The following is a 22,090-nucleotide window of genomic DNA, read 5'->3' as shown; positions in this document are numbered from 1 at the left end:
AGGAATTCCCCATGACCCGAAAGATCCGCTGCGCGCTGATCGGCCCCGGCAACATCGGCACCGACCTGCTCGCCAAACTCATGCGCAGCCCCGTGCTCGAACCCGTCTGGATGGTCGGCATCGATCCCGATTCCGACGGCCTGAAGCGCGCGCGCGAACTCGGCCTGAAGACGACCGCGGACGGCGTCGACGGCCTGCTGCCGCACGTGCAGGCCGACGGCGTGCAGATCGCGTTCGACGCGACGAGCGCATACGTGCATGCCGAGAACAGCCGCAAGCTCAACGCGCTCGGCGTGCTGATGATCGACCTGACGCCGGCCGCGATCGGCCCGTACTGCGTGCCGCCCGTCAACCTGATGGACCACATCGGCTCCGGCGAGATGAACGTGAACATGGTCACGTGCGGCGGCCAGGCGACGATCCCGATGGTGCGCGCGGTATCCCGCGTGCAGCCGGTCGCCTACGGCGAGATCGTCGCGACCGTGTCGTCGCGCTCGGTCGGCCCCGGCACGCGCAAGAACATCGACGAATTCACGCGCACGACGGCGGCGGCGGTCGCGCAGGTCGGCGGCGCGAAGGCGGGCAAGGCGATCATCGTGATCAACCCGGCCGACCCGCCGCTGATCATGCGCGACACCGTGCATTGCCTGACCGAGACCGCGCCGGACGAGGCGCGCATCGTCGAATCGGTGCACGCGATGATCGCCGACGTGCAGCGCTACGTGCCCGGCTACCGGCTCGTCAACGGGCCTGTGTTCGACGGCAACCGCGTGTCGATCTACCTCGAAGTCGAAGGCCTCGGCGACTACCTGCCGAAGTACGCGGGCAACCTCGACATCATGACGGCCGCCGCCGCGCGCACCGCCGAGATGTTCGCCGAGGAGCTGCTGGCCGGCCGCCTCGCGCTCCAGCCGGCCGCGCAGGCAGCCTGACGCGCGCTCATCCCACGACCGGACGAACAAGGAAACGGCAATGAACCTCAAAGGCAAGCGAATCACCGTCCACGACATGACGCTGCGTGACGGCATGCACCCGAAGCGTCACCAGATGACGCTCGACCAGATGCGCGCGGTGGCGACCGGGCTCGACGCGGCCGGCGTGCCGCTGATCGAAGTCACGCATGGCGACGGGCTCGGCGGCTCGTCGGTCAACTACGGCTTTCCCGCGCACACCGACGCCGAATACCTCGGCGCGGTGATCCCGCTGCTCAAGCGCGCGAAGGTATCGGCGCTGCTGCTGCCGGGCATCGGCACCGTCGACCATCTGAAGGAGGCGCACGCGCTCGGCGTGCATACGATCCGCGTCGCGACGCACTGCACCGAGGCGGATGTCTCCGAGCAGCACATCGCGATGGCGCGCAAGCTCGACATGGATACCGTCGGCTTCCTGATGATGAGCCACATGAACAGCCCGGAGGGGCTCGTGAAGCAGGCGAAGCTGATGGAGTCGTACGGCGCGAACTGCATCTACATCACCGATTCCGCCGGCTACATGCTGCCCGACGACGTGAAGGCGCGCCTCGGCGCGGTGCGCGACGCGCTGCAGCCGGATACGGAGCTCGGTTTTCACGGCCACCACAACCTCGCGATGGGCGTCGCGAACTCGATCGCCGCGATCGAGGCCGGCGCGAACCGGATCGACGGCGCGGCGGCCGGGCTCGGCGCCGGCGCGGGCAATACGCCGCTCGAAGTGTTCGTCGCCGTGTGCGAGCGGATGGGCATCGAGACGGGCGTCGACGTGTGGAAGATCCAGGACGTCGCGGAGGATCTCGTCGTGCCGATGATGGACTTCCCGATCCGCATCGACCGCGACGCGCTGACGCTCGGCTACGCGGGCGTGTACGGCTCGTTCCTGCTGTTCGCGAAGCGCGCGGGCGACAAGTACGGGATTCCGGCGCGCGACCTCCTCGTCGAGCTCGGCCGGCGCGGGATGGTCGGCGGGCAGGAGGACATGATCGAGGACACCGCGCTGACGCTCGCGAAGGCGCGCGCGGCGCAAGCCAAGCGGGAGGCCGCATGAACCTGACCACCGACATCGTCGAAGCGCTCGGCGAGCATCTCGACGGCTGCATGCGCGACGCGCGCGACACGCCGAAGATCACCGACCGCCATCCCGAGATGGACTGGGATGATGCCTACGCGGTGCAGGACGCGATCCGCCGCCGGCAACTCGGGCGCGGCGCGCGGATCGTCGGCTACAAGGCGGGCCTGACGTCGCACGCGAAGATGCGCCAGATGGGCGTCGATACGCCCGTGTTCGGCTTCCTCACGGACATCTACGACCTGCCCGACGGCGGCGAGTGCGACACGTCGGCACTGATCCATCCGAAGGTGGAGCCCGAAATCGCGTTCGTCACCAGGGCTGAGCTGAAAGGGCCGGGCTGCCATATCGGCGCGGTGCTTGCCGCGACCGATTTCGTCATCGCCGGCATCGAGGTGATCGACAGCCGCTACCGCGACTTCAAGTTCGACCTGAAGAGCGTGGTGGCCGACAACACGTCGGCCGCGCGCTTCGTCACGGGCGGGCGGCCGCTCGCGGTGGAGGGCGTCGACCTGCGCACGCTCGGCGTCGTGCTCGAGAAGAACGGCCTGCCGGTGGCGTTCGGCGCCGGCGCGGCGGTGCTCGGGCATCCGGCCGCCGCGGTCGCGATGCTTGCGAACCACCTGGGCGCGCGCGGCGAATCGATTCCCGCTGGCAGCGTGATCCTGTCGGGCGGCATCACCGAGGCGGTGGCCGTCGAGGCCGGCGACAGCGTGACGCTGCGCGTGCAGGACGTCGGCTCGATCGGCCTGCGTTTCATCTGAACGGAAAGGAGGCCATCGTGCCGGTTGCTCATCTCTACATCCTCGAAGGCCGCGACGACGACAAGAAGGAACGCCTGATCGCCGAGGTCACGCAGGCCATTCATCGCTCGCTCGAGGCGCCGGTCGAATCGGTGCGCGTGATCATCACCGAGATGCCGAAGGCGCATTTCGGCATCGGCGGGCAGAGCGCGAAACAGCGCGGGCGGTAACGCGCAACGTCCCCCATGAATCGACTGAAGGAGCGTCATGTCATCCAATCCTGAAATCGGCCGCCGGATCGTCGCCGGCGGCATCGACACGAACTATCACGACGCCGGCGACGGGCCGCCCGTGCTGCTGATCCACGGCTCGGGGCCGGGTGTCACGGCCTATGCGAACTGGCGGCTCACGATGCCCGCGCTCGCACGGCAGTTTCGCGTGATCGCGCCGGACATGGCGGGATTCGGCGAGACCGAGCGTCCGGCCGGGTACCGCTATTCGATGGACCACTGGGTCGATCACGCGCTCGGCCTGCTCGACGCGCTCGACATCGAGCGCGCGCACGTGGTCGGCAATTCGTTCGGCGGCGCGCTGGCGCTGGCACTCGCGATTCGCGCGCCCGGGCGGGTCGGCCGGCTCGTGCTGATGGGTGCGGCCGGTACGCGCTTCACGCTGACCGAAGGGCTCGACGCGGTGTGGGGCTACACGCCCTCGATCGCGAACATGCGGGCGCTGCTGGATATCTTCGCGTTCGATCGCACGCTCGTGAACGACGAACTCGCGAAGCTGCGCTACGACGCGAGCGTGCGGCCCGGCTATCAGGAGGCGTTCGCGAACATGTTTCCGGCGCCGCGCCAGCGCTGGGTCGACGCGCTGGCGAGTAATGAAGCGAAACTGCGCGCGCTGACGCACGACACGCTGATCGTGCATGGGCGCGAGGATCGCGTGATTCCGCTCGACAGTTCGCTGAAGCTGCTCGAGTTGTTGCCGAATGCCCAGCTTCATGTGTTCGGCCGGTGCGGGCACTGGACGCAGATCGAGCACGCAGCACGCTTCAACCAGCTCGTCATCGAACATTTCAGCGCGTAGCCGTAGCAAATCGGCAGGATGTGTTGCCGCCGTGTAGCAAGCGACGGCAACACAGGTGCTCATGAAAGCACCCATACAAAAAATCAATTCAGTAGAACGAATATTGGAGACATCGATGAAACGGAAGTCTGCATTCGGGTTGCGCGCGCTCGCCGCGTGCGCGGGCATCGCATTGAGCTCGGGCGCATGGGCGACGGAGGGCGGCGGCGACACGATTGGCGAGGGCGCGGAAGCGTTCTTTGCCGGCGCGCTGCCGCCGGCCGGGTTGTACGCGCTGCTGTACTACACGCATTACCACGCGTCGCGCTTCAACGATTCGCATGGCAACGGCTCGGTGCCCGGCTTCAAGCTCGATGCGGACGTGCTGATTCCGCGCGTGGTCTGGATGTCGAACCTGTCGGTGCTCGGCGGGCGTTACGGCGCGTATGCGGTGCTGCCGATGCAGCACCTCTCGCTCGATGCGGGCGGCGCGTCGTTCGACCGCACCAACCTCGGCGACCTGATCGTCAGCCCCGCGCTGATCGCGTGGGGTTCGGGCGCGTTGCGCACGGTGGCGGCGATCGAGTTCGTGTTCCCGACCGGGCAGTACGACGCGCATTCGGCGCTGAACACCGGCAAGAACTACTACACCGCGCGGCCGGTCTTCGGTGTGTCGTGGCTGCCGAACGACAAGGTCGAGGTGTCCGCGAAGATCACGTACAGCTTCAACTCGCCGAACAACGACACGCACTATCACTCGGGGAACCTGTTTCACGTCGACTATTCGGCGAGCTACGCGGTCACGCCGAAGGCGCGGGTCGGGTTGTCGGGCTACTTCGTCAAGCAGACCACGGACGACATGCAGAACGGGCAGCCGGTCGCGGGCGACGGCTTTCGCGGCCAGACGTTCGCGATCGGGCCGGGGTTTCGCTATCAGTTCAGCAAGATCAGCGTGGAAGCGCGCGTCGTGAAGGAGTTCTTCGTGCGCAACCGGCCGGCCGGGGAGGCCGTGTGGGCGAAGGCCGTCATTCCGTTCTGACCTGACGGCGTGACTCCGGTTGCGCGCGTGACGCCGCCGTTGCGGGGCGTCACGCTTTACTGCGTCCTACGTTACCGCGCGAGCGCAGCGAGACGCGGGAACAGCGGCAATGCGTTCGCATGGTTGATCGCGGCGTGGCGGTCGGCGCCGAGTGCCGCATACGCATCCTGCGCGTGGGTGAACGACGTGCTGACGGCGGGCGGCGCGTACGGGAAGTCGCTGCCGTACAGCACGCGATCGGGTTGCGCGAACGCGGTGAGGCTCGGCAGCGCGGACGGCGACGACAGCGCGGTATCGAAGTAGAACGTTCGCAGCAGGTCGAGCAGCCCGTCGCGGTTCGGCACGTCGTTGCGCACGCCCGGTGCGAGTTCGGCAAAGCGGTACGCGGTGTACGGCAGGAAGCCGCCCGCATGCGACAGGATGATCCGCACGTTCGGGTGCCGCGCGATCACGCCGTTGAGCACGAGCTGGACGGCCGTGCGCGTCGTATCGAACGGATAGTCGAGCAGCGGGCCGGGCATCCCGGGTATCGCATCGATCGCGGGCTTCGCCGGGTGGATGAACACGACCGCGCGGCGGCGGTCGAGTTCTGCCCAGACGGATTCGAAGGCCGGATCGCCAAGATAGACGCCGCCGTAGTTGCTCAGCAGCACGACGCCGTCGGCTTTCAGCGTGTCGAACGCATGGTCGATTTCGGCGAGCGTACCGTCGACGTCGGGCAGCGGCAGCGTCGCGAAGTTGCCGAAGCGGGTTGGCCACTTTGCGACGAGGCCGGCCACGTATTCGTTGACCTGGCGCGCCATGTCGCGCTTGGCCTGGCCGGTCCAGCCCTGGACGCCGGGCGCCGTCAGCGACAGCACGCCGGTCTGGATCTCGAGCGAATCCATGAACGCGATCGCGCTTTCCGGGCTCCAGGTCGGGCTGCTCCAGCCCGACGGGTCGCCGCCGTGGGCGGGCAGCGCGTCGGCCCAGAACGGCGGGACGACATGCTGGTGGACATCGATGCGGTTGCGGTCGGACATGATTCGGCTCCTGGGGAAGTGAGCTGCGGTGCAGCGTCTGACCGTCAGGATGCGCGCGGTTGATTTTTCAATCCAATAGATTAAATTTCAGGATTGATTGTTTTGAGTGATGAATCGACCCTATGGATCTTCGCCATTTGCGCTACTTTCTCGCGGTTGCCGAAGAGGGGCATTTCGGCCGCGCGGCGGAGCGGCTGCATATCGTGCAGCCCGCGCTGAGCATGCAGATTCGCGCGCTCGAGGACGAACTCGGCACCGCGCTGTTCGAGCGCAGCACGCGCAAGGTGGCGCTAACGGACGCCGGCCGGCTACTGGTGACCGAGGCGCGGCACACGCTCGAGCAGGCCGAGCGCGCGAAGGCGGTCGTGCAGCGCGCGGCACGCGGCGAGACGGGCGTGGTGCGGATCGGCTTCGTCGGCAATGCGGTCGCGACGGGTCGGCTGTCCGACGACCTGATTGCGTTTCATGCGGCGTGGCCGGCGGTGACGCTCGACCTGCACGAGATGGCGCCGGCCGCGCAGCAGGACGCGATCCTCGCGGGCCGGCTCGACATCGGCTATTGCCCGGCTTTCGGCACGGCGTTCGATCCGAAGCTGGCCGTGCGGACGGTCGGCAGCTGGGCGTGGGACGTGATGATGAACGACCGGCACGCGCTCGCGAAGCAGCGCTCGGTGAGCGTCGCGGCACTCGCGGACGAGCCGTTCATTTTCTATGCGGCGGACGGTGACGACGAAGGGCAGCTTGCGATCCTGCGGCAGGTGCTCGGCAAGACGCCGCGCATCGCACACAAGGTGAGCAGCACGCTGTCGGTGCTGGCGTTGACGGGGGCTGGCCTCGGGGTGGCGCTGGTGCCGTCGCCGTTGAGCCGGATCGCGGCGCCGAACATCGTGTACCGGAAACTCGCCGGCGGCGTGCCGGGCTCCGAACTCGTCGCGATCAGCCGGGTCGGCGCGGAATGGGGGGCAGTACGGCAGTATCTGGCGATGCTGGGCGAGCGCGCCGCGTGAGTGTCGCGGCGCGCGCCGGCATCACTCCTCGTCCATCAACCGGACCTTGACCCGCTTGCCCTTGATCTTCCCTGCATTGAGCTTGCGCAGCGCGTCGTGCGCCACGCCGCGCTCGATCGCGACATAGGTCGAGAACTCGGTCACGTTGATCTTGCCGATCTGTTTGCCGTCGAACCCGGCGTCGCCGGTCAGCGCGCCGAGCACGTCGCCCGGGCGGATCTTGTCCTTGCGCCCGCCGAGGATCTGCAGCGTTTCCATCGGCGGCGTCAGCACGCCGTCGTCGGCCGGCTTCAGTTCCGCGAGCGGATGCCATTCGACGTCGCGCTTCTGCGCCTGCTCGATCCCGCCGACGCGGCCCATCTCGTCCATGCTCGCGAGACTCAGCGCCCAGCCGTCCTGGTCCGCGCGGCCCGTGCGGCCGATGCGGTGCACGTGCACTTCGGGGTCGGGCGTCACGTCGACGTTGATCACCGCTTCGAGCTGCGCGATGTCGAGCCCGCGCGCGGCGACGTCGGTTGCCACCAGCACCGAGCAGCTGCGGTTCGCGAACTGGATCAGCACCTGGTCGCGTTCGCGCTGGTCGAGCTCGCCGTGCAGCGCGAGTGCGTGGAAGCCCTGCGCGTGCAGCACGTCGAGCAGGTCGCGGCACTGCTGCTTCGTGTTGCAGAACGCGATCGTGCTCACCGGCCGGTAGTGGTTCAGCAGCTGGCCCACCGCGTGCAGCCGCTCGTCTTCCGTCACTTCATAGAAGCGCTGGCGGATCTTGCTGTTGTCGTGGCGTTCTTCGAGCTTCACTTCCTTCGGGTTGCGCAGGAATTGCTGGCTCAGCTTCACGATGCCGTCCGGATAGGTCGCGGAGAACAGCAGCGTCTGGCGCGTGGTCGGGCACATCCGCGCGACCTTTGCGATGTCGTCGAAGAAGCCCATGTCGAGCATCCGGTCGGCTTCGTCGAGCACCAGCGTGTTCAGCGCGTCGAGCTTCAGGTTGCCGCGATCGAGGTGATCCATGATGCGGCCGGGCGTGCCGACGACGATGTGCGCACCGTGCTCGAGGCTCTGTGTCTGCGGGCGCATCGGCGTGCCGCCGCACAGCGTCAGCACCTTCACGTTCTCCTCGGCGCGTGCGAGGCGGCGCACTTCCTGCGTGACCTGGTCGGCGAGTTCGCGCGTCGGGCACAGGATCATCGCCTGCACGTCGAAGCGGCGCGCATCGAGGCGCGCCAGCAGCGCGAGCGAGAACGCGGCGGTCTTGCCGCTGCCCGTCTTCGCCTGCGCGATCAGGTCCTGGCCGGCCAGCGCGATCGGCAGGCTCGCGGCCTGGATCGGCGTCATGTCGACATAGCCGAGCTGCGCGAGGTTCGCGAGCGTGGCGGGCGTCAGCGGCAGCGCGCTGAACGGCGTGGCGGTCGGTTGCGTCAAGACAGGTCTCCGAGGTAGGGGCGGCCTTCCATCTGCTCGTAGACGACCGTGCCTTCGTCGTCTTCGAAGCGTTCGAGGTAGTTGCGCGCGCCGCACAGCGGGCAGCGGAACAGCAGCCCCTGGCCTTCGTCCTTGATGACGACGTCGGACTGTTCCCACTGCGTGCCGCAGCTCTGGTTTCGGCAGGTAAACACGGTCTTTCTCCAGCTGAATTCGGTTGATGGCGCGCCCGGGCGGGCGCGGCAACGGCGTGCGGCGCTCGCGCGGCTCGGGCGCGGGCCGCATCGGGCGTCGCTTGGATTGCGTCGATGCGGATGATGGATCGGGCGGCGACGGGGTCGCGCGTGCCGCAATTCTAGCGGAAGCGGGCGGCCGGTTGCGGACGATCGGCTGTGGACGGCCGGTTGCGGACGGCCGGTTGCGGGCGACCGGCTGCGGGCGACCGGCTGCGGGCGACGCTTTCGGGGAGGGCGGGCATTCATGGCCTGTTATTTGCGAAAACAGGCCCTGATCGCCGCCGCCAAGAAAAAACGGCCGCCCCGGAGGGCGGCCGTGTCATGCGGCGCAACGGTGTCGCGCGGCGCTCCGCGCGTTACAGCGCCATGTCGGCCGAGGCCTTCGCCGGGCGGGCCGGCGCGTTGCCAGTGGCCTGCGACGGCGTGTTGACGTCGATCTTCGGCGGCGGCGACAGCTGCAGCACGTCGCTCGTGTACGTCCACTCCTCGACGACCTTCGCCGGGCTGTCGTTCAGCTTCGTGCCGTAGCTCGGCACGATCTGGCGGATCTTCTGCTGCCACTCGGGCGTCGCGACCTTGTCCTTGAACACCTTCTTCATCAGGTTCAGCATGATCGGCGCGGCCGTCGACGCGCCCGGCGACGCGCCGAGCAGGCCCGCGATGCTGCCGTCCTGCGACGCGACGATCTCGGTGCCGAGCTTCAGCACGCCACCCTTCACCGGGTCGCGCTTGATGATCTGCACGCGCTGACCGGCCTGCCACAGGCGCCAGTCTTCCTTCTTCGCGTTCGGGAAGTATTCCTTCAGCGCGTTGAAGCGGTCGTCGTCGGACAGCATCAGCTGGCCGGCGAGGTACTGGACCAGCGGGAATTCGTCCACACCCACGCGCATCATTGGTGCGACGTTGTGCGTGTTGGTGCTCTTGAGCAGGTCGAAGTACGAACCGTTCTTCAGGAACTTGGTCGAGAACGTCGCGAACGGCCCGAACAGGATGATCTTCTTGCCGTCGATGATCCGCGTGTCGAGGTGCGGCACCGACATCGGCGGCGAGCCGACCGACGCCTTGCCGTATGCCTTCGCCAAATGCTGCTTCACGACTTCGGGGTTGTCCGTCACGAGGAACGAGCCGCCGACCGGGAATGCGCCGTAGTCCTTCGCCTCGGGGATGCCCGACGCCTGCAGCAGGTGCAGCGCACCGCCGCCCGCGCCGATGAACACGAACTTCGCGTCGACCGATTGTGCCGGTTCATCCGAGTGCAGCTTGACCCAGCTCACGTGCCACGTGCCGTCGGCATTGCGCGAGATCTCGCGCACTTCGCTCGACAGCGACAGCGTGAAGTTCGGCTGCGTCTTCAGGTAGCCGACGAACTGGCGCGTGATCTCGCCGAAGTTCACGTCGGTGCCGATCGGCGTCCACGTCGCCGCGACCTTCTGGTTGCGGTCGCGGCCTTCCATCATCAGCGGCACCCACTGCTTGATCTGGTCGTAGTCTTCCGAATACTGCATCCCGCGGAACAGCGGGCTGGCCTGCAGCGCTTCGTAGCGCTTCTTCAGGAATCGGGCGTTGTCGTCGCCCCACACGAAGCTCATGTGCGGCGTCGAGTTGATGAACGAGTGCGGGTTCTTCAGCACGCCCTGCTTGACCTGCCACGCCCAGAACTGGCGCGAGATCTGGAACGACTCGTTGATCTCGATCGCCTTCGAGATATCGATCTTGCCGTCCGCCTTCTCCGGCGTGTAGTTGAGCTCGGCGAGCGCCGAGTGGCCGGTGCCGGCGTTGTTCCAGCCGTTCGAGCTTTCCAGCGCGACGCCGTCGAGGCGTTCGACCATCGTCATCGACCAGTCAGGTTGAAGCTCGTGCAGCCAGACGCCGAGCGTCGAGCTCATGATGCCGCCGCCCACCAGCAGGACGTCGACCTTCTTCGTATCGGCGGCGTGCGCGGACGACGCGGCGACGCACAGCGCGAGCGCCGACAGTATTACCCGTAACGTTTTGATCACAGCAGATCCCTTTTTTCAACTTGGATGCATCGGTTTGCCAAGCCGCCCAGGCGCGTGTCGACCGCGGTGAAACACGGATCCGGAGATCCGGATCGCGAATCCGGAATTCCGGATCGACGCCGCGCGCCGTCGCATTTGCGCACGCGAAACCGTCGGGAAGGACACCTTCGGATCGGCTTCCTGCGGGCAGGCAAGCGCCTGCGTCACAGTGGCGCACAACGCGCCCGGGCCCTTGCGGCAAGCCTGAGCGGAAGGCGCTTCAGGCTGCGTGGAAAGAGGCCGCGCGCGACGCGTTTTGCGGGGGCGGGGTGGCAAGGGGCGCGTAATGTAACCGAACTCGTTTGCTGTGTCACAAACGAAAAATACCGTTGTTTTTGTGGGGTTTTTTGCGTGTCCGGGTTTCCGGAATGACGGTCGCGGGAACCGGGAAAGATGTGGATAACCGCGCGGGATCGGGGGTGTCGGACGCGGCGTTGCACCGCGTCCCGATCAGGTCATGTCACGTTGCGTCACTTCGCGACATTGTTCCGGCAGAACTGCTCGTACGCCAGCGCCGAATTTGCGAAACCCTTCTGCTTCGCGAGTTCCCATGGGCGCTCGCATTGCTGCGTTTGTTCGCACCACGAATAGCCGGCCGAGCCGATGCAGCCGTGCGCATCGCGATCGCCGCCGACCATCGGCGGTGTGGCGGGCGCCGGCGATTGAGCCGGCGGCGTGGATGGCGCGGCACAGGCGCTCAGTGCAAACACGCAGGCCAGCGTGGTGGCCAGCGACACGGAAGGGAGGAAACGCTTCATAAAGTAGTGCTCCATGGGATGAGTGTCGGAGAATCGGGAGACGGCCTGCACGTGCGCCGCATCGTTCAGTCGCCCGGCACCGGTACGCGCGACGAGAACTTCACTTCGCGCAACGCGAGGCTCGACTGGATCGACGACACCCCGGCCTGCTTGCGCAGTACGCGCTCGACGAATTCCGCATACGCATCGAGATCGGCCGCGACGACCTGCAGGATGTAGTCGGCCGCACCGGTGATCTTGTGGCAGGACGTCACTTCGTCGTGTTGCCGGATCACGTCCTCGAAGTGATCGGAATCCTGGTCGGAATGCATGTTGAACGTCACCTGCACGAACGCGAACACGTTCATGCCGAGCGCGCGCCGGTCGAGGTTTGCCTGGTAGCCGGTGATCACGCCTTCGTCTTCGAGCCGCTTGCGGCGCCGCCAGCAGGGCGTGACGCTCAGCGACAGCTTCTCGCCGAGCGTCGCGTTCGACAGCGCGCCGTCGTCCTGCAGCAGGCGCAGCATGGCGCGGTCGACGCCATCCAGTTCGGCCGAAGCGCGATTTTTGCTCATTTCCGGAATTCCGTAGACGGTTTTCTCAAAATTGTACGAAAGGCGCGCGTCGAAAGCAAAGCTATTGCCTCTTGCCGTCAATAAACTGTTGCCACCCTCACCGCAACAGTCAACCATGCTCACGGTCTACAGCAGCGATCACCAACTGCATCGCGGCGTCGAATTGAAGGACGGCGCGATCACCGATTCGTTCGAAAACCCCCTTCGCGCCGAAACGGTGCTCGCGCAGGTGCGCGCCGCCGGCCTCGGCGACGTCATCGCGCCGAAGCCGTTCGACCGTGCCAGCTACGCGGCCGCGCACAGCACGCGCTACGTCGATTTCCTCGCCGGTGCGTGGGACGAGTGGACCGCGACAGGCCGCACCTGCCAGGCGCTGCCGCTCGTGTGGCCGGTGCGCGCGATGCCGGCCGCTGCGACGCCGCCCGCGTTCATCGACGGCAAGCTCGGCTTCTACGCGATGGACGCCGGCGCGCCGATCAACGCCGGCACATGGGATGCCGTGAGCGCGAGCGCGAACTCGGCGCTCACCGGCGCCGATCTGCTGTCGAGCGGCGCGGCGCGCGCGGCGTTCGCGCTGTGCCGCCCGCCCGGCCACCACGCGGGCCGCGAGTACATGGGCGGCTATTGCTACCTGAACAACGCGGCGATCGCCGCGCAGCACTGCGTCGCACAGGGCGCCGCGCGCGTCGCGGTGCTCGATGTCGATTTCCATCACGGCAACGGCACGCAGGACATCTTCTACGACCGCGCGGACGTGCTGTTCGCGTCGATCCACGGCGAGCCGCCGGTGTCGTACCCGTACTTCTCCGGCTATGCGGAAGAGCGCGGCATCGGCGCGGGCGAAGGCTTCAACCTGAACCTGCCGCTGCCGAAGGGCACGCTGTGGGACACCTATGCCGCCGCGCTCGACCAGGCGGTCGCCGCGATCGCCGCGCATACGCCCGACGCGCTCGTCGTGTCGCTCGGCGTCGACACCTTCGAGCACGACCCGATCAGCCATTTCCGGCTGCGCTCGCCCGACTACCTGCGCATCGGCGCGGCGCTCGCGCGCCTGAACGTGCCGACGCTGTTCGTGATGGAAGGCGGCTACATGGTCGACGAGATCGGCATCAATGCGGTCAACGTGCTGCTGGGATTCGAAGGGCGCGCGTAACGCGGCGCCGACCGTTTCAACGGCGGCCTTCGCGCCGCCGCAACCGTGGAGCAAGGGCATGACGCGATACCTGGATGTGACGAGCGTGTCGACGCTCGTGGCCGAAGTCGGGATGACGCAGATCCTGACGACGATGGCCTCGTATATCGAGCAGGACTACCGGCGCTGGGAGACGTTCGAGAAGACCGCACGCCTCGCCAGCCATTCGACCGATGGCGTGATCGAGCTGATGCCGACGTCGGACGCGCGGCTGTACGCGTTCAAGTACGTGAACGGCCATCCGAAGAACACCAAGGCCGATCTGCTGACGGTGATGGCGTTCGGCGTGCTGGCCGACGTCGATACCGGCTATCCGCTGCTGCTGAGCGAGATGACGCTGACGACGGCGATCCGCACCGCCGCGACCTCCGCGCTGGTCGCACGCTTTCTCGCGCGCGCCGATGCGCGTTCGATGGCGCTGATCGGCAACGGTGCGCAGAGCGAGTTCCAGGCGATCGCGTTCCACGAGATGCTCGGCATCGACGAGCTGCGCGTGTTCGACATCGATCCGGCCGCGACCGACAAGCTGATCCGCAACCTCGCGCCGTTCACGGCGCTGCGCGTGATCCGCTGCGCGTCGGCGGCGGACGCCGTGCGCGGCGCGGACATCGTGACGACGGTCACCGCCGACAAGACCAACGCGACGATCCTGACGCCGGACATGATCGAGGACGGGATGCACGTGAATGCCGTCGGCGGCGATTGCCCGGGCAAGACCGAGCTGCATGCGGACGTGCTGCGGCGCGCGCGCGTCGTCGTCGAATACGAGCCGCAGACGCGCATCGAAGGCGACATCCAGCAGATGCCGGGTGATTTCCCGGTGATCGAGTTCGCGCGGATCGTGTCGGGCGCCGAGCCGGGCCGCGAATCGGATGCGCAAGTGACGGTGTTCGATTCGGTCGGCTTCGCGCTCGAGGATTTCTCGGCGCTGCGCTACCTGAACGCGGCGGCACGCGAGCGTGACATCGGCATCGAGCTCGACCTGATTCCCGCGCCGCGCGATCCGAAGGACCTGTACGGCGTCGCGACGCGCGGCGAGACCGGCGTGCTGCCGGCCGGGATGGGGCGCGCGGTGCAGGAAGCGCTGCATCATTGATCGCCCACGCTTCGTCATCCGAACCACAACACGTCCCGCATTGAACGGGACCCACAAGACTGACCAGGAGACAGACATGCTTCGATATCCCATGACGGCACTGGCTGCTGCGGCGGCGCTCACGTGCGCGCTGCCCGCACACGCAGACGAAATCGTGCGCATCGGCCACGTTGCACCGCTGACGGGCGCGATCGCGCACCTCGGCAAGGACAGCGAGAACGGCGCGCGCCTCGCGGTCGAGGAAATCAATGCGAAGGGCCTGACGATCGGCGGCAAGAAGGTCACGCTGCAGCTCGACGCACAGGACGACGCGGGCGATCCGCGCACCGCGACGCAGGTCGCGCAACGGCTCGTCGACGACAAGGTCGTCGGTGTCGTCGGCCATCACAACTCGGGCACGTCGATTCCGGCATCGCGCGTCTATCGCGACGGCGGCGTCGTGCAGATCTCGCAGGCCGCGACCAACCCGACCTACACGCAGCAGGGCTTCAAGACGACCTATCGCGTCGTCGCGACCGATGCGCAGCAGGGGCCGGCGCTCGCGATGTATGCGGCGAAGAACATGGGCATCAAGACGGTGGCCGTGGTCGACGATTCGACCGCGTACGGGCAGGGCCTCGCGACCGAGTTCGAGAAGGCCGCGAAGGCGGCCGGGATGAAGGTCGTGTCGCGCGACGCGACCAACGACAAGGCGATCGACTTCCGCGCGATCCTCACGAAGATCAAGGGCGCGAATCCGGACGCGATCATGTACGGCGGCATGGATGCAACGGGCGGCCCGCTCGCCAAGCAGGCGCGCCAGCTCGGCATGCGCGCGAAGATCCTCGCCGGCGACGGCGTGTGCTCGACCGACCTGCCGAAGCTCGCGGGCCCGGCGTCCGACAACGTCGTGTGCTCCGAAGCGGGCATCGCGCTCGAGAAGATGCCGGGCGGCGCGGCGTTCGCGAAACGCTACGAAGCGCGTTACCACCAGCCGATGCAGGTGTATGCGCCGTTCTCGTACGACGCCGTCAATATCATCGTCGACGCGATGAAGCGCGCGAACTCGACCGACCCGGCGAAGGTGCTCGCCGCGATGCCGGCCACCGACTACCGCGGTGTGATCGGCGAAACCAGCTTCACGCCGCAGGGCGACCTGAAGCACGGCGCGATCTCGGTATTCACGTACAAGAGCGGCAAGAAGGCGCTGCTCGATATCGTGAAGATGTGATGTGTCGGTGACGTCGCGCTGACGTCGCAGGGGCCGCGAAGCGGGATGGGCTTCGCGGCCTTCGCCGTTTACAGCGCGCGCGTTTGTGCGCGGTCGGCGCGACGCTCCGCGTCGTGCACGATGTGCAGCTCGCGGGTGCGGATCGGCAGCGTGCAGCTCGCGTCGGCGAGCGTCTTGCGGACCTGGCGCGCGAGGCGCCAGCGCATCGCCCAGAATTTGTCGGTATGCGTCCACACGCGCATGTTCGCGACGACCGTGCTGTCGTCGAAGCGCATCACCATCACGTCCGGCGCGGGATCCTGCAGCACGTCGGGATCTGCCGCGGCCAGCGCGCGCAGCGCGTCGAGCGCGCGATCGATATCGTCATGCACCGACACTTCCACTTCGAGATCGAGACGGCGCGTCGGGTTGCGCGTGTAGTTGCGGATCGAGCTGCCCCACAGTGCACTGTTCGGCACGTATTCGCAGATGCCGTCCGGCTTCGTCAGTCGCGTCATGAAGAGCCCGACCTCGTCGACGGTGCCCGCGACACCCGAGCCGCCGTCGATATAGTCGCCGACCTTGAACGGCCGCAGCAGCAGAAGCATGATGCCGGCCGCGATGTTCTGCATCGTGCCTTGCAGCGCGAGGCCGATCGCGAGGCCGGCCGCGCCAAGCACCGCGACGATGCTCGCAGTTTCGATGCCGAGCTGCGACAGCGCGCCGACGATAGCGACGATGCGCACACCCCACACGGCGACGTCGCAGAGGATCGGCCGCAGCGTGTCGTCGACGCGCTCCTTGTTCGAGAGCAGGCGGTTCAGCCAGTTGCCGATGCGTTTCGACAGCCACCAGCCGGCGACGAGCAGTGCCAGGCCGGCGCACAGCTTGAGGGAGAGGGTGGACAGCGCGCTCCACAGGAACGTCCAGCGTTCCGGATGTAGTTGATCGAGAAACATGACGGGATTCCGGGTTGAAGAAACAGGGCGCGACGTGTAGCGTGCCGGCCGCTGGTCGCGGCAGGCTTGCGCTCACACGCGGGCAGCGTTCGACCGTACACGGCGCACGATGGTTCGCGCGAACGGGTGGGATCGAATGCCGCACAGCCGTGCCGCCAGGCCGTGAAATCGCGATTTCGACTTAGTACGAAGCGGCTTTTCGATCAAATGAGACGAGTCCTATTCAGCCGCCTTGATCTCGCCGATACACTCGTATTCACGTTGCCGGGTTGCGACGATCGTTCCTCCGCGATACCCGGCTCTTTTCCGTTTTTTCACTGACAGACAGCGAGTGACGACGTCATGCGGTTAGACCTGCGTTTCCGTCTCGCACGCGAACAAGGTCAACCCGCACAACGCGGCGTTTGCGGTTTCCCGATGCGCCGCGCGTTGCTGAGCGGTGTCGTCGCGGCGGCCTGTGTGGCCGGCGCACCGGGTGCGGTGGCACACGCGTCTCACGACGCCGCGCCGCTTTCGCCCGTGACGGCCGACCTTGTCGACGTGCCTTTTTTCAATGCCGCGCGCACGATGTGGGGCGGCTTGCACGCATCGACGGCCGCGCCGCTCGACGTTGCCTATGCGTCGCATGCGTTGTCCGTGCCGACGGCCGGCGAACGCGACGACCCCGTTGCGCGTTTCGGTGCCTGCGTGGCTTACCGCGTGCTGTGCGACGCGGCGCGCGGTGCGGTAGAACGCGCGTACGCGTCGAGGTTCGATTACGGTCTTGCGTCGGCGTTGCCCGCGATGGGCGAGCAGGCCGCGTTCGAACGGCGTCCGGTCGATCTTGCCGCCGCCGAGCCGTTCGTACTTGCGGAAGCCGAGCATGGCGCGCGGGCCGGTGCGATCGTCGGCAGCCTGCACGCGTCGCTGGCGCGCGCCGATCTGCCGGCCGACGTTGCCGCGCAGATCACCCGCATGCTCGCCGGGCGCGTCGACCTGAAACAGCACGGAGCGCTCGGCGACACCTTCCGCGTTGCATACGAACCCGACGGCACCGCGACACTGCCTGGTGGCGTGCGCGTGACGGCGCTCGAGCTCCGCTTTCGCGGCCAGCAGGTCGCGGGCGTGTGGTTTGCGCCCGATGCCGGTTCGCCCGGCGCCTATTACGACCTCGACGGCGTGCCGCTCGTCGGTTCGCAGTTTGCGATGCCGGTCAGCGCAAACCGGATCAGCTCGCATTTCGGTGCGCGCGTGCATCCGGTGACCGGCGCCCGTCATGTGCATTCCGGCGTCGATCTCGCGGCGCCGGCCGGGCGCGCGGTTCATGCGTCGGAGCGCGGCGTCGTGACGTTCATCGGCACCGAGCCGCGCGGCTACGGCAAGTACGTGGTGATCCGCCATGACGGCGGCTATGCGTCGTACTACGCGCACCTGTCGGCATTCGAGCCGGCGCTGCGAACCGGCACGCGGGTCGCGCGCGGCCAGCGGGTCGGCGCGGTCGGCAGCACGGGCACGGCCACGGGGCCGCATCTGCACTTCGAGGTCCGGCGGCATGACCGTCTCGTCGACCCGATTGCGTTGGTACAAGCGGGCAAGGCGGCGAAGCTGCAAGGTGAGCGGCGCGTGGCGTTCAACCGCGTGGCGCTCGATGCGCGCACGCGCCTGGTGTCGGTTGAGTGGTCGCAGCCGGTTGCGATGTCAAAGCCCGCTGGATCGCGGGCCGGGTGACGATTGGCGAGGTGCCGGTCGCGACGAGCCATGTCGCGGCCGATCGGGGCAAACCGCTTACACAGCGGGTTCGACCGGTAACCAGATTTCAAGCACGCCGGCGCCCGTCACCGGATCGTAGTCCGCGCTGTAGCGCTCGAATTCGGGCGCGTCGGCCGCCTTGAACCCCGACGTCGGCAGCCAGCCGTTCCAGATGCTGTAGAACGTCTGGTGCAGCGTGGAAATATGCCCGCTATGTTCGAAGACCGCATATCGCTGCGGTGCGAGTTCGACGCATCGAAAGGGCGCGGGCAACCGGTCGCGGCCGGTGACTTCTACACCCGCGATGTATTCGAAGCTGCCATCCGCATCCGGGTTGCAGCACACGCCGTAGGTCACGTCGTCGACCTGGCCGGGAATGGTACCGATGTATGGGATGAACGCTTGCCACAGCGCCGGAATGCCTTCGTTGGTTTCGAAGGTGTACCGGTCGCTCATGCCGGCGATCAGCCGCTTTCCGGCGGTTTCGAAGCGTGATGGTGCAACGTCGATGAGTTTCAGTTCTTTCATGCGTAGCGGCTCCACAAGAGACAATCCGTCGAGAGTGCGCCGTGCCCGCACGTCCTCGGGCGTGATGCCGAAGAGATCGCGGAAGGCGCGCGTGAACGCCTCATGGGAGCCATAGCCGGCATCGAGCGCCACCTGCAGGATGTCCGGCGCGCCTTCCGCCAACGTGCGTGCCGCACGCGTCAGCCGCCTCGACCGGACATAGCGCATCACCGGCCAGCCGGTATTCATCGAGAACAGGCGCGAGAAGCCGAAGCGCGTCATGTCGCAATTGGCGGAAATCCTGTCGAGCGTCAGTTCGCGGTCCAGTTTGGTTTCGATAAACCAGAGTGCTTGTCCAATCGGATTCATGGCGTGCCATTGAGGGTGTCGAGCGGACTATATGGTATCGGCGGTGGGGGCATTTGATCGTTCTTGCAGGGCTGGCGAATGCAAGCAATCACCGCTGCCGAAAACGGGACGGATGGCGCGGCGGGTGACATTGTCGCCGCACTGCGCTACGCTCCCAACTCCGATACCACGAGTCGCAATAGCATGTCGTTCATCAGCACCGGCGTCGAGTATGGCCTGCATTGCCTGCTCTATCTCGCCGACACTTCCACGGGCGTTCGCGATGCGAGCGTGCGCGACCTGGCCGAGATGCAGGGCGTCTCCGTCGATTACGCGGCCAAGCTTTTCACGCGTCTCGCGAAGGCCGGGATCGTCGTGTCCAGCGAAGGCATTCGCGGCGGCTTCGCGTTGGCGAGGCCCGCGCGGGACATCTCCGTGCAGGATGTCGTCGAAGCGATCGACGGCGACAAACGGTTGTTCGACTGCCGCGAAGTGCGCGGCCAGTGCGCGGTGTTCGAAGGCGAGCCGCCCGCGTGGGCCACGCGCGGCACCTGTTCGATTCACGCGGTGATGCAGGCGGCGGAACGGGCGATGCGGGAGGAACTCAGGAAGCAGTCGCTCGCCGATCTCGCCGGGCAGGCCTGGTCGAAAGCGCCTGCGGGCTACGGCCCCAAGGTGGTCGGCTGGTTTGCCGACCGCGCGGCCAGCCGCGGCGGCGAGCGCTGATTCGCCCCGTGCCGCCGTGCCGCGGCGGCGCGGCACGACGACACGCGGGATGCAGCCACTGCACCCCGCGCATCGTGCGGGCAAACGCGTTGCTCAGGCCACGACGATCCGCAGCGGATCCGCGGCCGCCAGCGCTTCCGCGCGATCCGCGCGCGGCGGATAGATCCATTCGGAATTGATCTGGTGCTTGAGCTTCTTCGCCTCCGCACCCGTCAGCTTCACTTCACGATCCCAACCTTCCGTATAGACCGCGCCCCACGGGCCGAGATCCAGGCACGTCACGTACTTCGGCTGGCTGTACGGGATCTGTTCCAGCTCCAGCAGATCGGCTGCCACGTTGTGCCCTGCCGAACGGCCCAGGTTCATCGCGTGCTGGCATGACATCATCGTGTGGTTGCCTTCGTCGTCGGTGGCCGCATACGCGACGTCCCCCGTCGCGTAGACACCCGGCACGCCTTCGACCGCCAGGTTGCGATCGACGTGCAGGCGCCCCGTCACGTCGCGGCGGCCCGGAATCTGTTCCGTCAGCGTGCTGGCCCGCAGGCCGGCCGTCCAGATCACCGTGCTCGACTCGATCCGCTCGCCGTCCGCCGTCGTGATGCCGCCCGCGTCGACCGATGCGACGCCGGATCCAAGCTTCCACGTCACGCCGAGCGTGCGCAGCGCCTCCTCGATGACGGGGCGCGGGCCCGCGCCCAGGTCGGGGCCGATTGCGTCGTTGCGCTCGACGATCACGACCCGCACGTTCGCGTGCTCGCCCAGCGCGGCGCGCAGGCGGGCCGGCATTTCCGCTGCCGTCTCGATGCCCGTGAATCCGCCGCCTGCCACCACGACCGTATCGCGGGCCGTGGAGGCCGGCTGCAACGCCAGATCGCGAATGTGCGCTTCGAGTTCGACGGCTTCGTCGGTTTGATCGACGCTGAACGTATGCTCGGCCAGGCCGGGAATCGCGGGGCGGAACAGGCGGCTGCCGGTCGCCAGCACGAGGCGGTCGTAGTCGAGCGTCGTCGCTTCACCGTCCGTGCGCAGCACGTCGGCGGCCCGGCGCGCCACGTCGATGCGTTCGACCGTACCCTGGACGAACGTCACGCCCACCGCGTCGAAGATCTCGCCGAGCGGCGCCCGGAAGTTTGCCGGGCCTTCTTCGTAGAGGCGCGGACGGACGTGCAGATGGGCATCCGGCGCCACCACGGTGATTTCCACGTCGGTTCGACCGTGCGCGTCCAGCACGCGCGCCGCGCTCAGCGCGCTCCACATGCCGGCGAAGCCGGCCCCGATAACAAGAATTCGCTTTGCCACTGATTGACTCCGGTTGATTGATGCATGAGGTCGGTAGAACACCGACGTTGCTTGCCGCATCGATGCGCTCCATAACTACGATTCTATGAGTCGTAGTTATGGAGCGCAAGTCCTGTGTGCGGAATGGCGCGTGGATCAATCAGGGAGCGACCCGACGAAAGGTGGCGTCGAGAACGGGAAATCGCTTCGATGCAAAGGCGATCGATGCGTGGTCGCATCAGTACCGCGACCTGGCGCAATCGATTAGGACAGGCCGATTGGTCAGGGAGGCGGGACGCATTCGCAGCGTCAGATCCGGCGTGCCGAAGCAAATCGCCACGCCGGGCGGCGTGGCGATGGGGGCCAGGATTGCGTGGCTTAGCCGAGCGGCCAGTTCAGGATGGCGATACCGTCGTTGTAGTCACCGTCCGTCCCGTCTTCCGACCCGACCAGACCGAAGTAGGTCTTCTTGAAGATGTCGACCTGACGTGAGCCGATCTTCGACGGCTTGCCGTTCACCGTCACGACCACGCGCACCTTCCCCTTGCCGGAGTTCACGATCTGCGTGTTCAGGTTCGTGTCCTGCGCGCCGGCGCCCTGGAACGTCGCGGCCGGTTTTGCGTTGTCGTCGACGAAGACCTCGATCGTCTGCGGCGCCGACGAATTGACCAGCGCGGTCACGCCGAACGCGATGTTCGGCGGCAGGTTGAAGATGCCGTCGCGTTCGCCGCCGCCGGTCGTCGTGGTATCCGGCTGCGTGGGCTGCGGCGTCGCCTTCGAGAAGTAATTGACCACCGCACCGACGCCGAATTTCGCCGCGGCCCCGGGCAGCACGCCGGGCGCGCCGGCCCACGTCACCGTGCAGGCGACCACCTGCCCGGCTGCATCGGCCTTCACCTTGTTTTGCCAGCTGCCGACGTCGAAGCTGTACGGGATGGTCGCGATGTCGACGAACACATCGTATTGCGGCAGCTTTTCCACGAGCTGCGCGGTCATGAACTGGCGCATCCGGTCGAGCACCGCCTGGTCGCCGTTCGCCTGTACGGCGGTTGCATCGTTGCCGGCGAGTTGCAGCAGGGCGTACAGATCGTCATGGGTAAACGGTTGTGACATGTCGTCCTCGTCTCGATGAAAGGTCTCGC

At 67.0% G+C, this 22,090-nt stretch carries 22 protein-coding genes; 12 read left to right on the top strand and 10 right to left on the bottom strand.

Going from position 1 to position 22,090, the window contains the following annotated elements; translation table 11 throughout:
- The first annotated feature begins 11 nt into the window (after positions 1–11).
- The 6 genes from G3O06_RS00755 (at position 12) to G3O06_RS00730 (ending at position 4,890) form a co-directional block, all read left to right on the top strand.
- Positions 12–932 carry an acetaldehyde dehydrogenase (acetylating) gene (locus G3O06_RS00755; protein WP_205814549.1) on the top strand — a complete coding sequence of 307 codons (921 nt, stop codon included), beginning with the start codon at positions 12–14 and terminating at the stop codon, positions 930–932.
- 40 nt (positions 933–972) lie between these two features.
- Entirely contained in the window at positions 973–2,019 is a 1,047-nt protein-coding gene (gene dmpG, locus G3O06_RS00750; protein WP_174987859.1) for a 4-hydroxy-2-oxovalerate aldolase, read from the top strand.
- A complete protein-coding gene (dmpH, locus tag G3O06_RS00745; protein WP_205814548.1) occupies positions 2,016–2,804 on the top strand; it encodes a 2-oxo-3-hexenedioate decarboxylase in 789 nt (262 codons plus the stop codon). Before dmpG ends, dmpH begins: the two co-directional genes overlap by 4 nt.
- A 17-nt stretch (positions 2,805–2,821) precedes the next feature.
- Positions 2,822–3,013 carry a 2-hydroxymuconate tautomerase gene (locus G3O06_RS00740; RefSeq protein ID WP_174929897.1) on the top strand — a complete coding sequence of 64 codons (192 nt, stop codon included), beginning with the start codon at positions 2,822–2,824 and terminating at the stop codon, positions 3,011–3,013.
- Positions 3,014–3,050: 37 nt separating this feature from the next.
- The gene (locus tag G3O06_RS00735; RefSeq protein WP_205814547.1) at positions 3,051–3,872 is read left to right on the top strand and encodes an alpha/beta fold hydrolase; all 822 of its coding nucleotides are present in this window, start codon (positions 3,051–3,053) and stop codon (positions 3,870–3,872) included.
- Between the two features lie 115 nt (positions 3,873–3,987).
- Positions 3,988–4,890, top strand: a complete 903-nt coding sequence (locus tag G3O06_RS00730; RefSeq protein ID WP_205814546.1) for a transporter — start codon at positions 3,988–3,990, stop codon at positions 4,888–4,890.
- Between the two features lie 71 nt (positions 4,891–4,961).
- Here the strand turns inward: G3O06_RS00730 and hndA are convergent, their stop codons facing one another.
- On the bottom strand, positions 4,962–5,912 hold the full coding sequence (hndA, locus tag G3O06_RS00725) for a 2-hydroxy-1-naphthoic acid nonoxidative decarboxylase (RefSeq protein ID WP_205814545.1): 951 nt from the start codon (positions 5,910–5,912) through the stop codon (positions 4,962–4,964).
- A gap of 122 nt (positions 5,913–6,034) precedes the next feature.
- Between hndA and G3O06_RS00720 the strand changes: the two genes are divergently transcribed.
- On the top strand, positions 6,035–6,919 hold the full coding sequence (locus G3O06_RS00720; protein WP_205814544.1) for a LysR substrate-binding domain-containing protein: 885 nt from the start codon (positions 6,035–6,037) through the stop codon (positions 6,917–6,919).
- A 21-nt stretch (positions 6,920–6,940) separates the two neighbouring features.
- Here G3O06_RS00720 and dbpA read toward each other — a convergent pair whose 3' ends face one another.
- From dbpA to G3O06_RS00695, 5 genes are all read right to left on the bottom strand, one after another.
- Entirely contained in the window at positions 6,941–8,338 is a 1,398-nt protein-coding gene (gene dbpA / locus G3O06_RS00715) for an ATP-dependent RNA helicase DbpA (protein ID WP_205814543.1), read from the bottom strand.
- Positions 8,335–8,532: a hypothetical protein gene (locus G3O06_RS00710; protein ID WP_124454371.1), complete on the bottom strand. Its 198-nt coding sequence runs from the start codon at positions 8,530–8,532 to the stop codon at positions 8,335–8,337. The genes dbpA and G3O06_RS00710 overlap by 4 nt, the downstream gene beginning before the upstream one ends.
- Positions 8,533–8,930: 398 nt before the next feature.
- Positions 8,931–10,574 (bottom strand): malate dehydrogenase (quinone), encoded by a 1,644-nt coding sequence (gene mqo / locus G3O06_RS00705; RefSeq protein ID WP_205814542.1) that lies wholly within the window; start codon positions 10,572–10,574, stop codon positions 8,931–8,933.
- Between the two features lie 509 nt (positions 10,575–11,083).
- Positions 11,084–11,371, bottom strand: coding sequence for a hypothetical protein (locus tag G3O06_RS00700; protein WP_205814541.1), 288 nt, complete (start codon positions 11,369–11,371; stop codon positions 11,084–11,086).
- 65 nt (positions 11,372–11,436) lie between these two features.
- Complete coding sequence (locus tag G3O06_RS00695) at positions 11,437–11,925, bottom strand: Lrp/AsnC family transcriptional regulator (protein WP_174914363.1); 489 nt, start codon at positions 11,923–11,925, stop codon at positions 11,437–11,439.
- A 115-nt stretch (positions 11,926–12,040) separates the two neighbouring features.
- Between G3O06_RS00695 and G3O06_RS00690 the strand changes: the two genes are divergently transcribed.
- The 3 genes from G3O06_RS00690 (at position 12,041) to G3O06_RS00680 (ending at position 15,423) form a co-directional block, all read left to right on the top strand.
- Complete coding sequence (locus G3O06_RS00690) at positions 12,041–13,078, top strand: histone deacetylase family protein (RefSeq protein WP_174914361.1); 1,038 nt, start codon at positions 12,041–12,043, stop codon at positions 13,076–13,078.
- Between the two features lie 58 nt (positions 13,079–13,136).
- A complete protein-coding gene (locus tag G3O06_RS00685) occupies positions 13,137–14,213 on the top strand; it encodes an ornithine cyclodeaminase (RefSeq protein WP_174967961.1) in 1,077 nt (358 codons plus the stop codon).
- A gap of 76 nt (positions 14,214–14,289) precedes the next feature.
- The gene (locus tag G3O06_RS00680; protein ID WP_205814540.1) at positions 14,290–15,423 is read left to right on the top strand and encodes a branched-chain amino acid ABC transporter substrate-binding protein; all 1,134 of its coding nucleotides are present in this window, start codon (positions 14,290–14,292) and stop codon (positions 15,421–15,423) included.
- Between the two features lie 68 nt (positions 15,424–15,491).
- Here the strand turns inward: G3O06_RS00680 and G3O06_RS00675 are convergent, their stop codons facing one another.
- Positions 15,492–16,361 carry a mechanosensitive ion channel family protein gene (locus G3O06_RS00675; protein WP_205814539.1) on the bottom strand — a complete coding sequence of 290 codons (870 nt, stop codon included), beginning with the start codon at positions 16,359–16,361 and terminating at the stop codon, positions 15,492–15,494.
- 342 nt (positions 16,362–16,703) lie between these two features.
- Between G3O06_RS00675 and G3O06_RS00670 the strand changes: the two genes are divergently transcribed.
- Positions 16,704–18,068, top strand: a complete 1,365-nt coding sequence (locus G3O06_RS00670; RefSeq protein WP_205814538.1) for a M23 family metallopeptidase — start codon at positions 16,704–16,706, stop codon at positions 18,066–18,068.
- 57 nt (positions 18,069–18,125) lie between these two features.
- Here the strand turns inward: G3O06_RS00670 and G3O06_RS00665 are convergent, their stop codons facing one another.
- Positions 18,126–18,965 (bottom strand): AraC family transcriptional regulator, encoded by an 840-nt coding sequence (locus tag G3O06_RS00665; protein ID WP_205814537.1) that lies wholly within the window; start codon positions 18,963–18,965, stop codon positions 18,126–18,128.
- A gap of 183 nt (positions 18,966–19,148) precedes the next feature.
- Here G3O06_RS00665 and G3O06_RS00660 point away from each other — a divergent pair, with 183 nt between their 5' ends.
- Positions 19,149–19,670: an Rrf2 family transcriptional regulator gene (locus G3O06_RS00660; RefSeq protein ID WP_172209230.1), complete on the top strand. Its 522-nt coding sequence runs from the start codon at positions 19,149–19,151 to the stop codon at positions 19,668–19,670.
- Between the two features lie 93 nt (positions 19,671–19,763).
- Here G3O06_RS00660 and G3O06_RS00655 read toward each other — a convergent pair whose 3' ends face one another.
- Together G3O06_RS00655 and G3O06_RS00650 are read right to left on the bottom strand one after the other, a co-directional pair.
- On the bottom strand, positions 19,764–20,969 hold the full coding sequence (locus G3O06_RS00655) for an NAD(P)/FAD-dependent oxidoreductase (protein WP_205814536.1): 1,206 nt from the start codon (positions 20,967–20,969) through the stop codon (positions 19,764–19,766).
- Between the two features lie 357 nt (positions 20,970–21,326).
- Positions 21,327–22,061 carry a fucose-binding lectin II gene (locus G3O06_RS00650; protein WP_174967967.1) on the bottom strand — a complete coding sequence of 245 codons (735 nt, stop codon included), beginning with the start codon at positions 22,059–22,061 and terminating at the stop codon, positions 21,327–21,329.
- Positions 22,062–22,090: the final 29 nt, after the last annotated feature.

The sequence above is a fragment of the Burkholderia sp. Ac-20345 genome (assembly GCF_017104825.1).
GTDB classification, from domain to species: Bacteria; Pseudomonadota; Gammaproteobacteria; order Burkholderiales; family Burkholderiaceae; genus Burkholderia; species Burkholderia lata_B.
The sequence above is the reverse complement of the archived record's forward strand: the minus strand, read 5'-3'. Positions and strand labels throughout refer to the sequence as shown.

Bases quoted from the DNA above. Each gene is read 5' to 3' on its own strand.
- G3O06_RS00755 (WP_205814549.1), top strand. From the start codon at position 12: ATGACCCGAAAGATCCGCTGCGCGCTGATCGGCCCCGGCAACATCGGC.
- dmpG (WP_174987859.1), top strand. From the start codon at position 973: ATGAACCTCAAAGGCAAGCGAATCACCGTCCACGACATGACGCTGCGT.
- dmpH (WP_205814548.1), top strand. From the start codon at position 2,016: ATGAACCTGACCACCGACATCGTCGAAGCGCTCGGCGAGCATCTCGAC.
- G3O06_RS00735 (WP_205814547.1), top strand. From the start codon at position 3,051: ATGTCATCCAATCCTGAAATCGGCCGCCGGATCGTCGCCGGCGGCATC.
- G3O06_RS00730 (WP_205814546.1), top strand. From the start codon at position 3,988: ATGAAACGGAAGTCTGCATTCGGGTTGCGCGCGCTCGCCGCGTGCGCG.
- hndA (WP_205814545.1), bottom strand. From the start codon at position 5,912: ATGTCCGACCGCAACCGCATCGATGTCCACCAGCATGTCGTCCCGCCG.
- G3O06_RS00720 (WP_205814544.1), top strand. From the start codon at position 6,035: ATGGATCTTCGCCATTTGCGCTACTTTCTCGCGGTTGCCGAAGAGGGG.
- G3O06_RS00700 (WP_205814541.1), bottom strand. From the start codon at position 11,371: ATGAAGCGTTTCCTCCCTTCCGTGTCGCTGGCCACCACGCTGGCCTGC.
- G3O06_RS00695 (WP_174914363.1), bottom strand. From the start codon at position 11,925: ATGAGCAAAAATCGCGCTTCGGCCGAACTGGATGGCGTCGACCGCGCC.
- G3O06_RS00690 (WP_174914361.1), top strand. From the start codon at position 12,041: ATGCTCACGGTCTACAGCAGCGATCACCAACTGCATCGCGGCGTCGAA.
- G3O06_RS00685 (WP_174967961.1), top strand. From the start codon at position 13,137: ATGACGCGATACCTGGATGTGACGAGCGTGTCGACGCTCGTGGCCGAA.
- G3O06_RS00680 (WP_205814540.1), top strand. From the start codon at position 14,290: ATGCTTCGATATCCCATGACGGCACTGGCTGCTGCGGCGGCGCTCACG.
- G3O06_RS00675 (WP_205814539.1), bottom strand. From the start codon at position 16,361: ATGTTTCTCGATCAACTACATCCGGAACGCTGGACGTTCCTGTGGAGC.
- G3O06_RS00670 (WP_205814538.1), top strand. From the start codon at position 16,704: ATGCGGTTAGACCTGCGTTTCCGTCTCGCACGCGAACAAGGTCAACCC.
- G3O06_RS00665 (WP_205814537.1), bottom strand. From the start codon at position 18,965: ATGAATCCGATTGGACAAGCACTCTGGTTTATCGAAACCAAACTGGAC.
- G3O06_RS00660 (WP_172209230.1), top strand. From the start codon at position 19,149: ATGTCGTTCATCAGCACCGGCGTCGAGTATGGCCTGCATTGCCTGCTC.
- G3O06_RS00650 (WP_174967967.1), bottom strand. From the start codon at position 22,061: ATGTCACAACCGTTTACCCATGACGATCTGTACGCCCTGCTGCAACTC.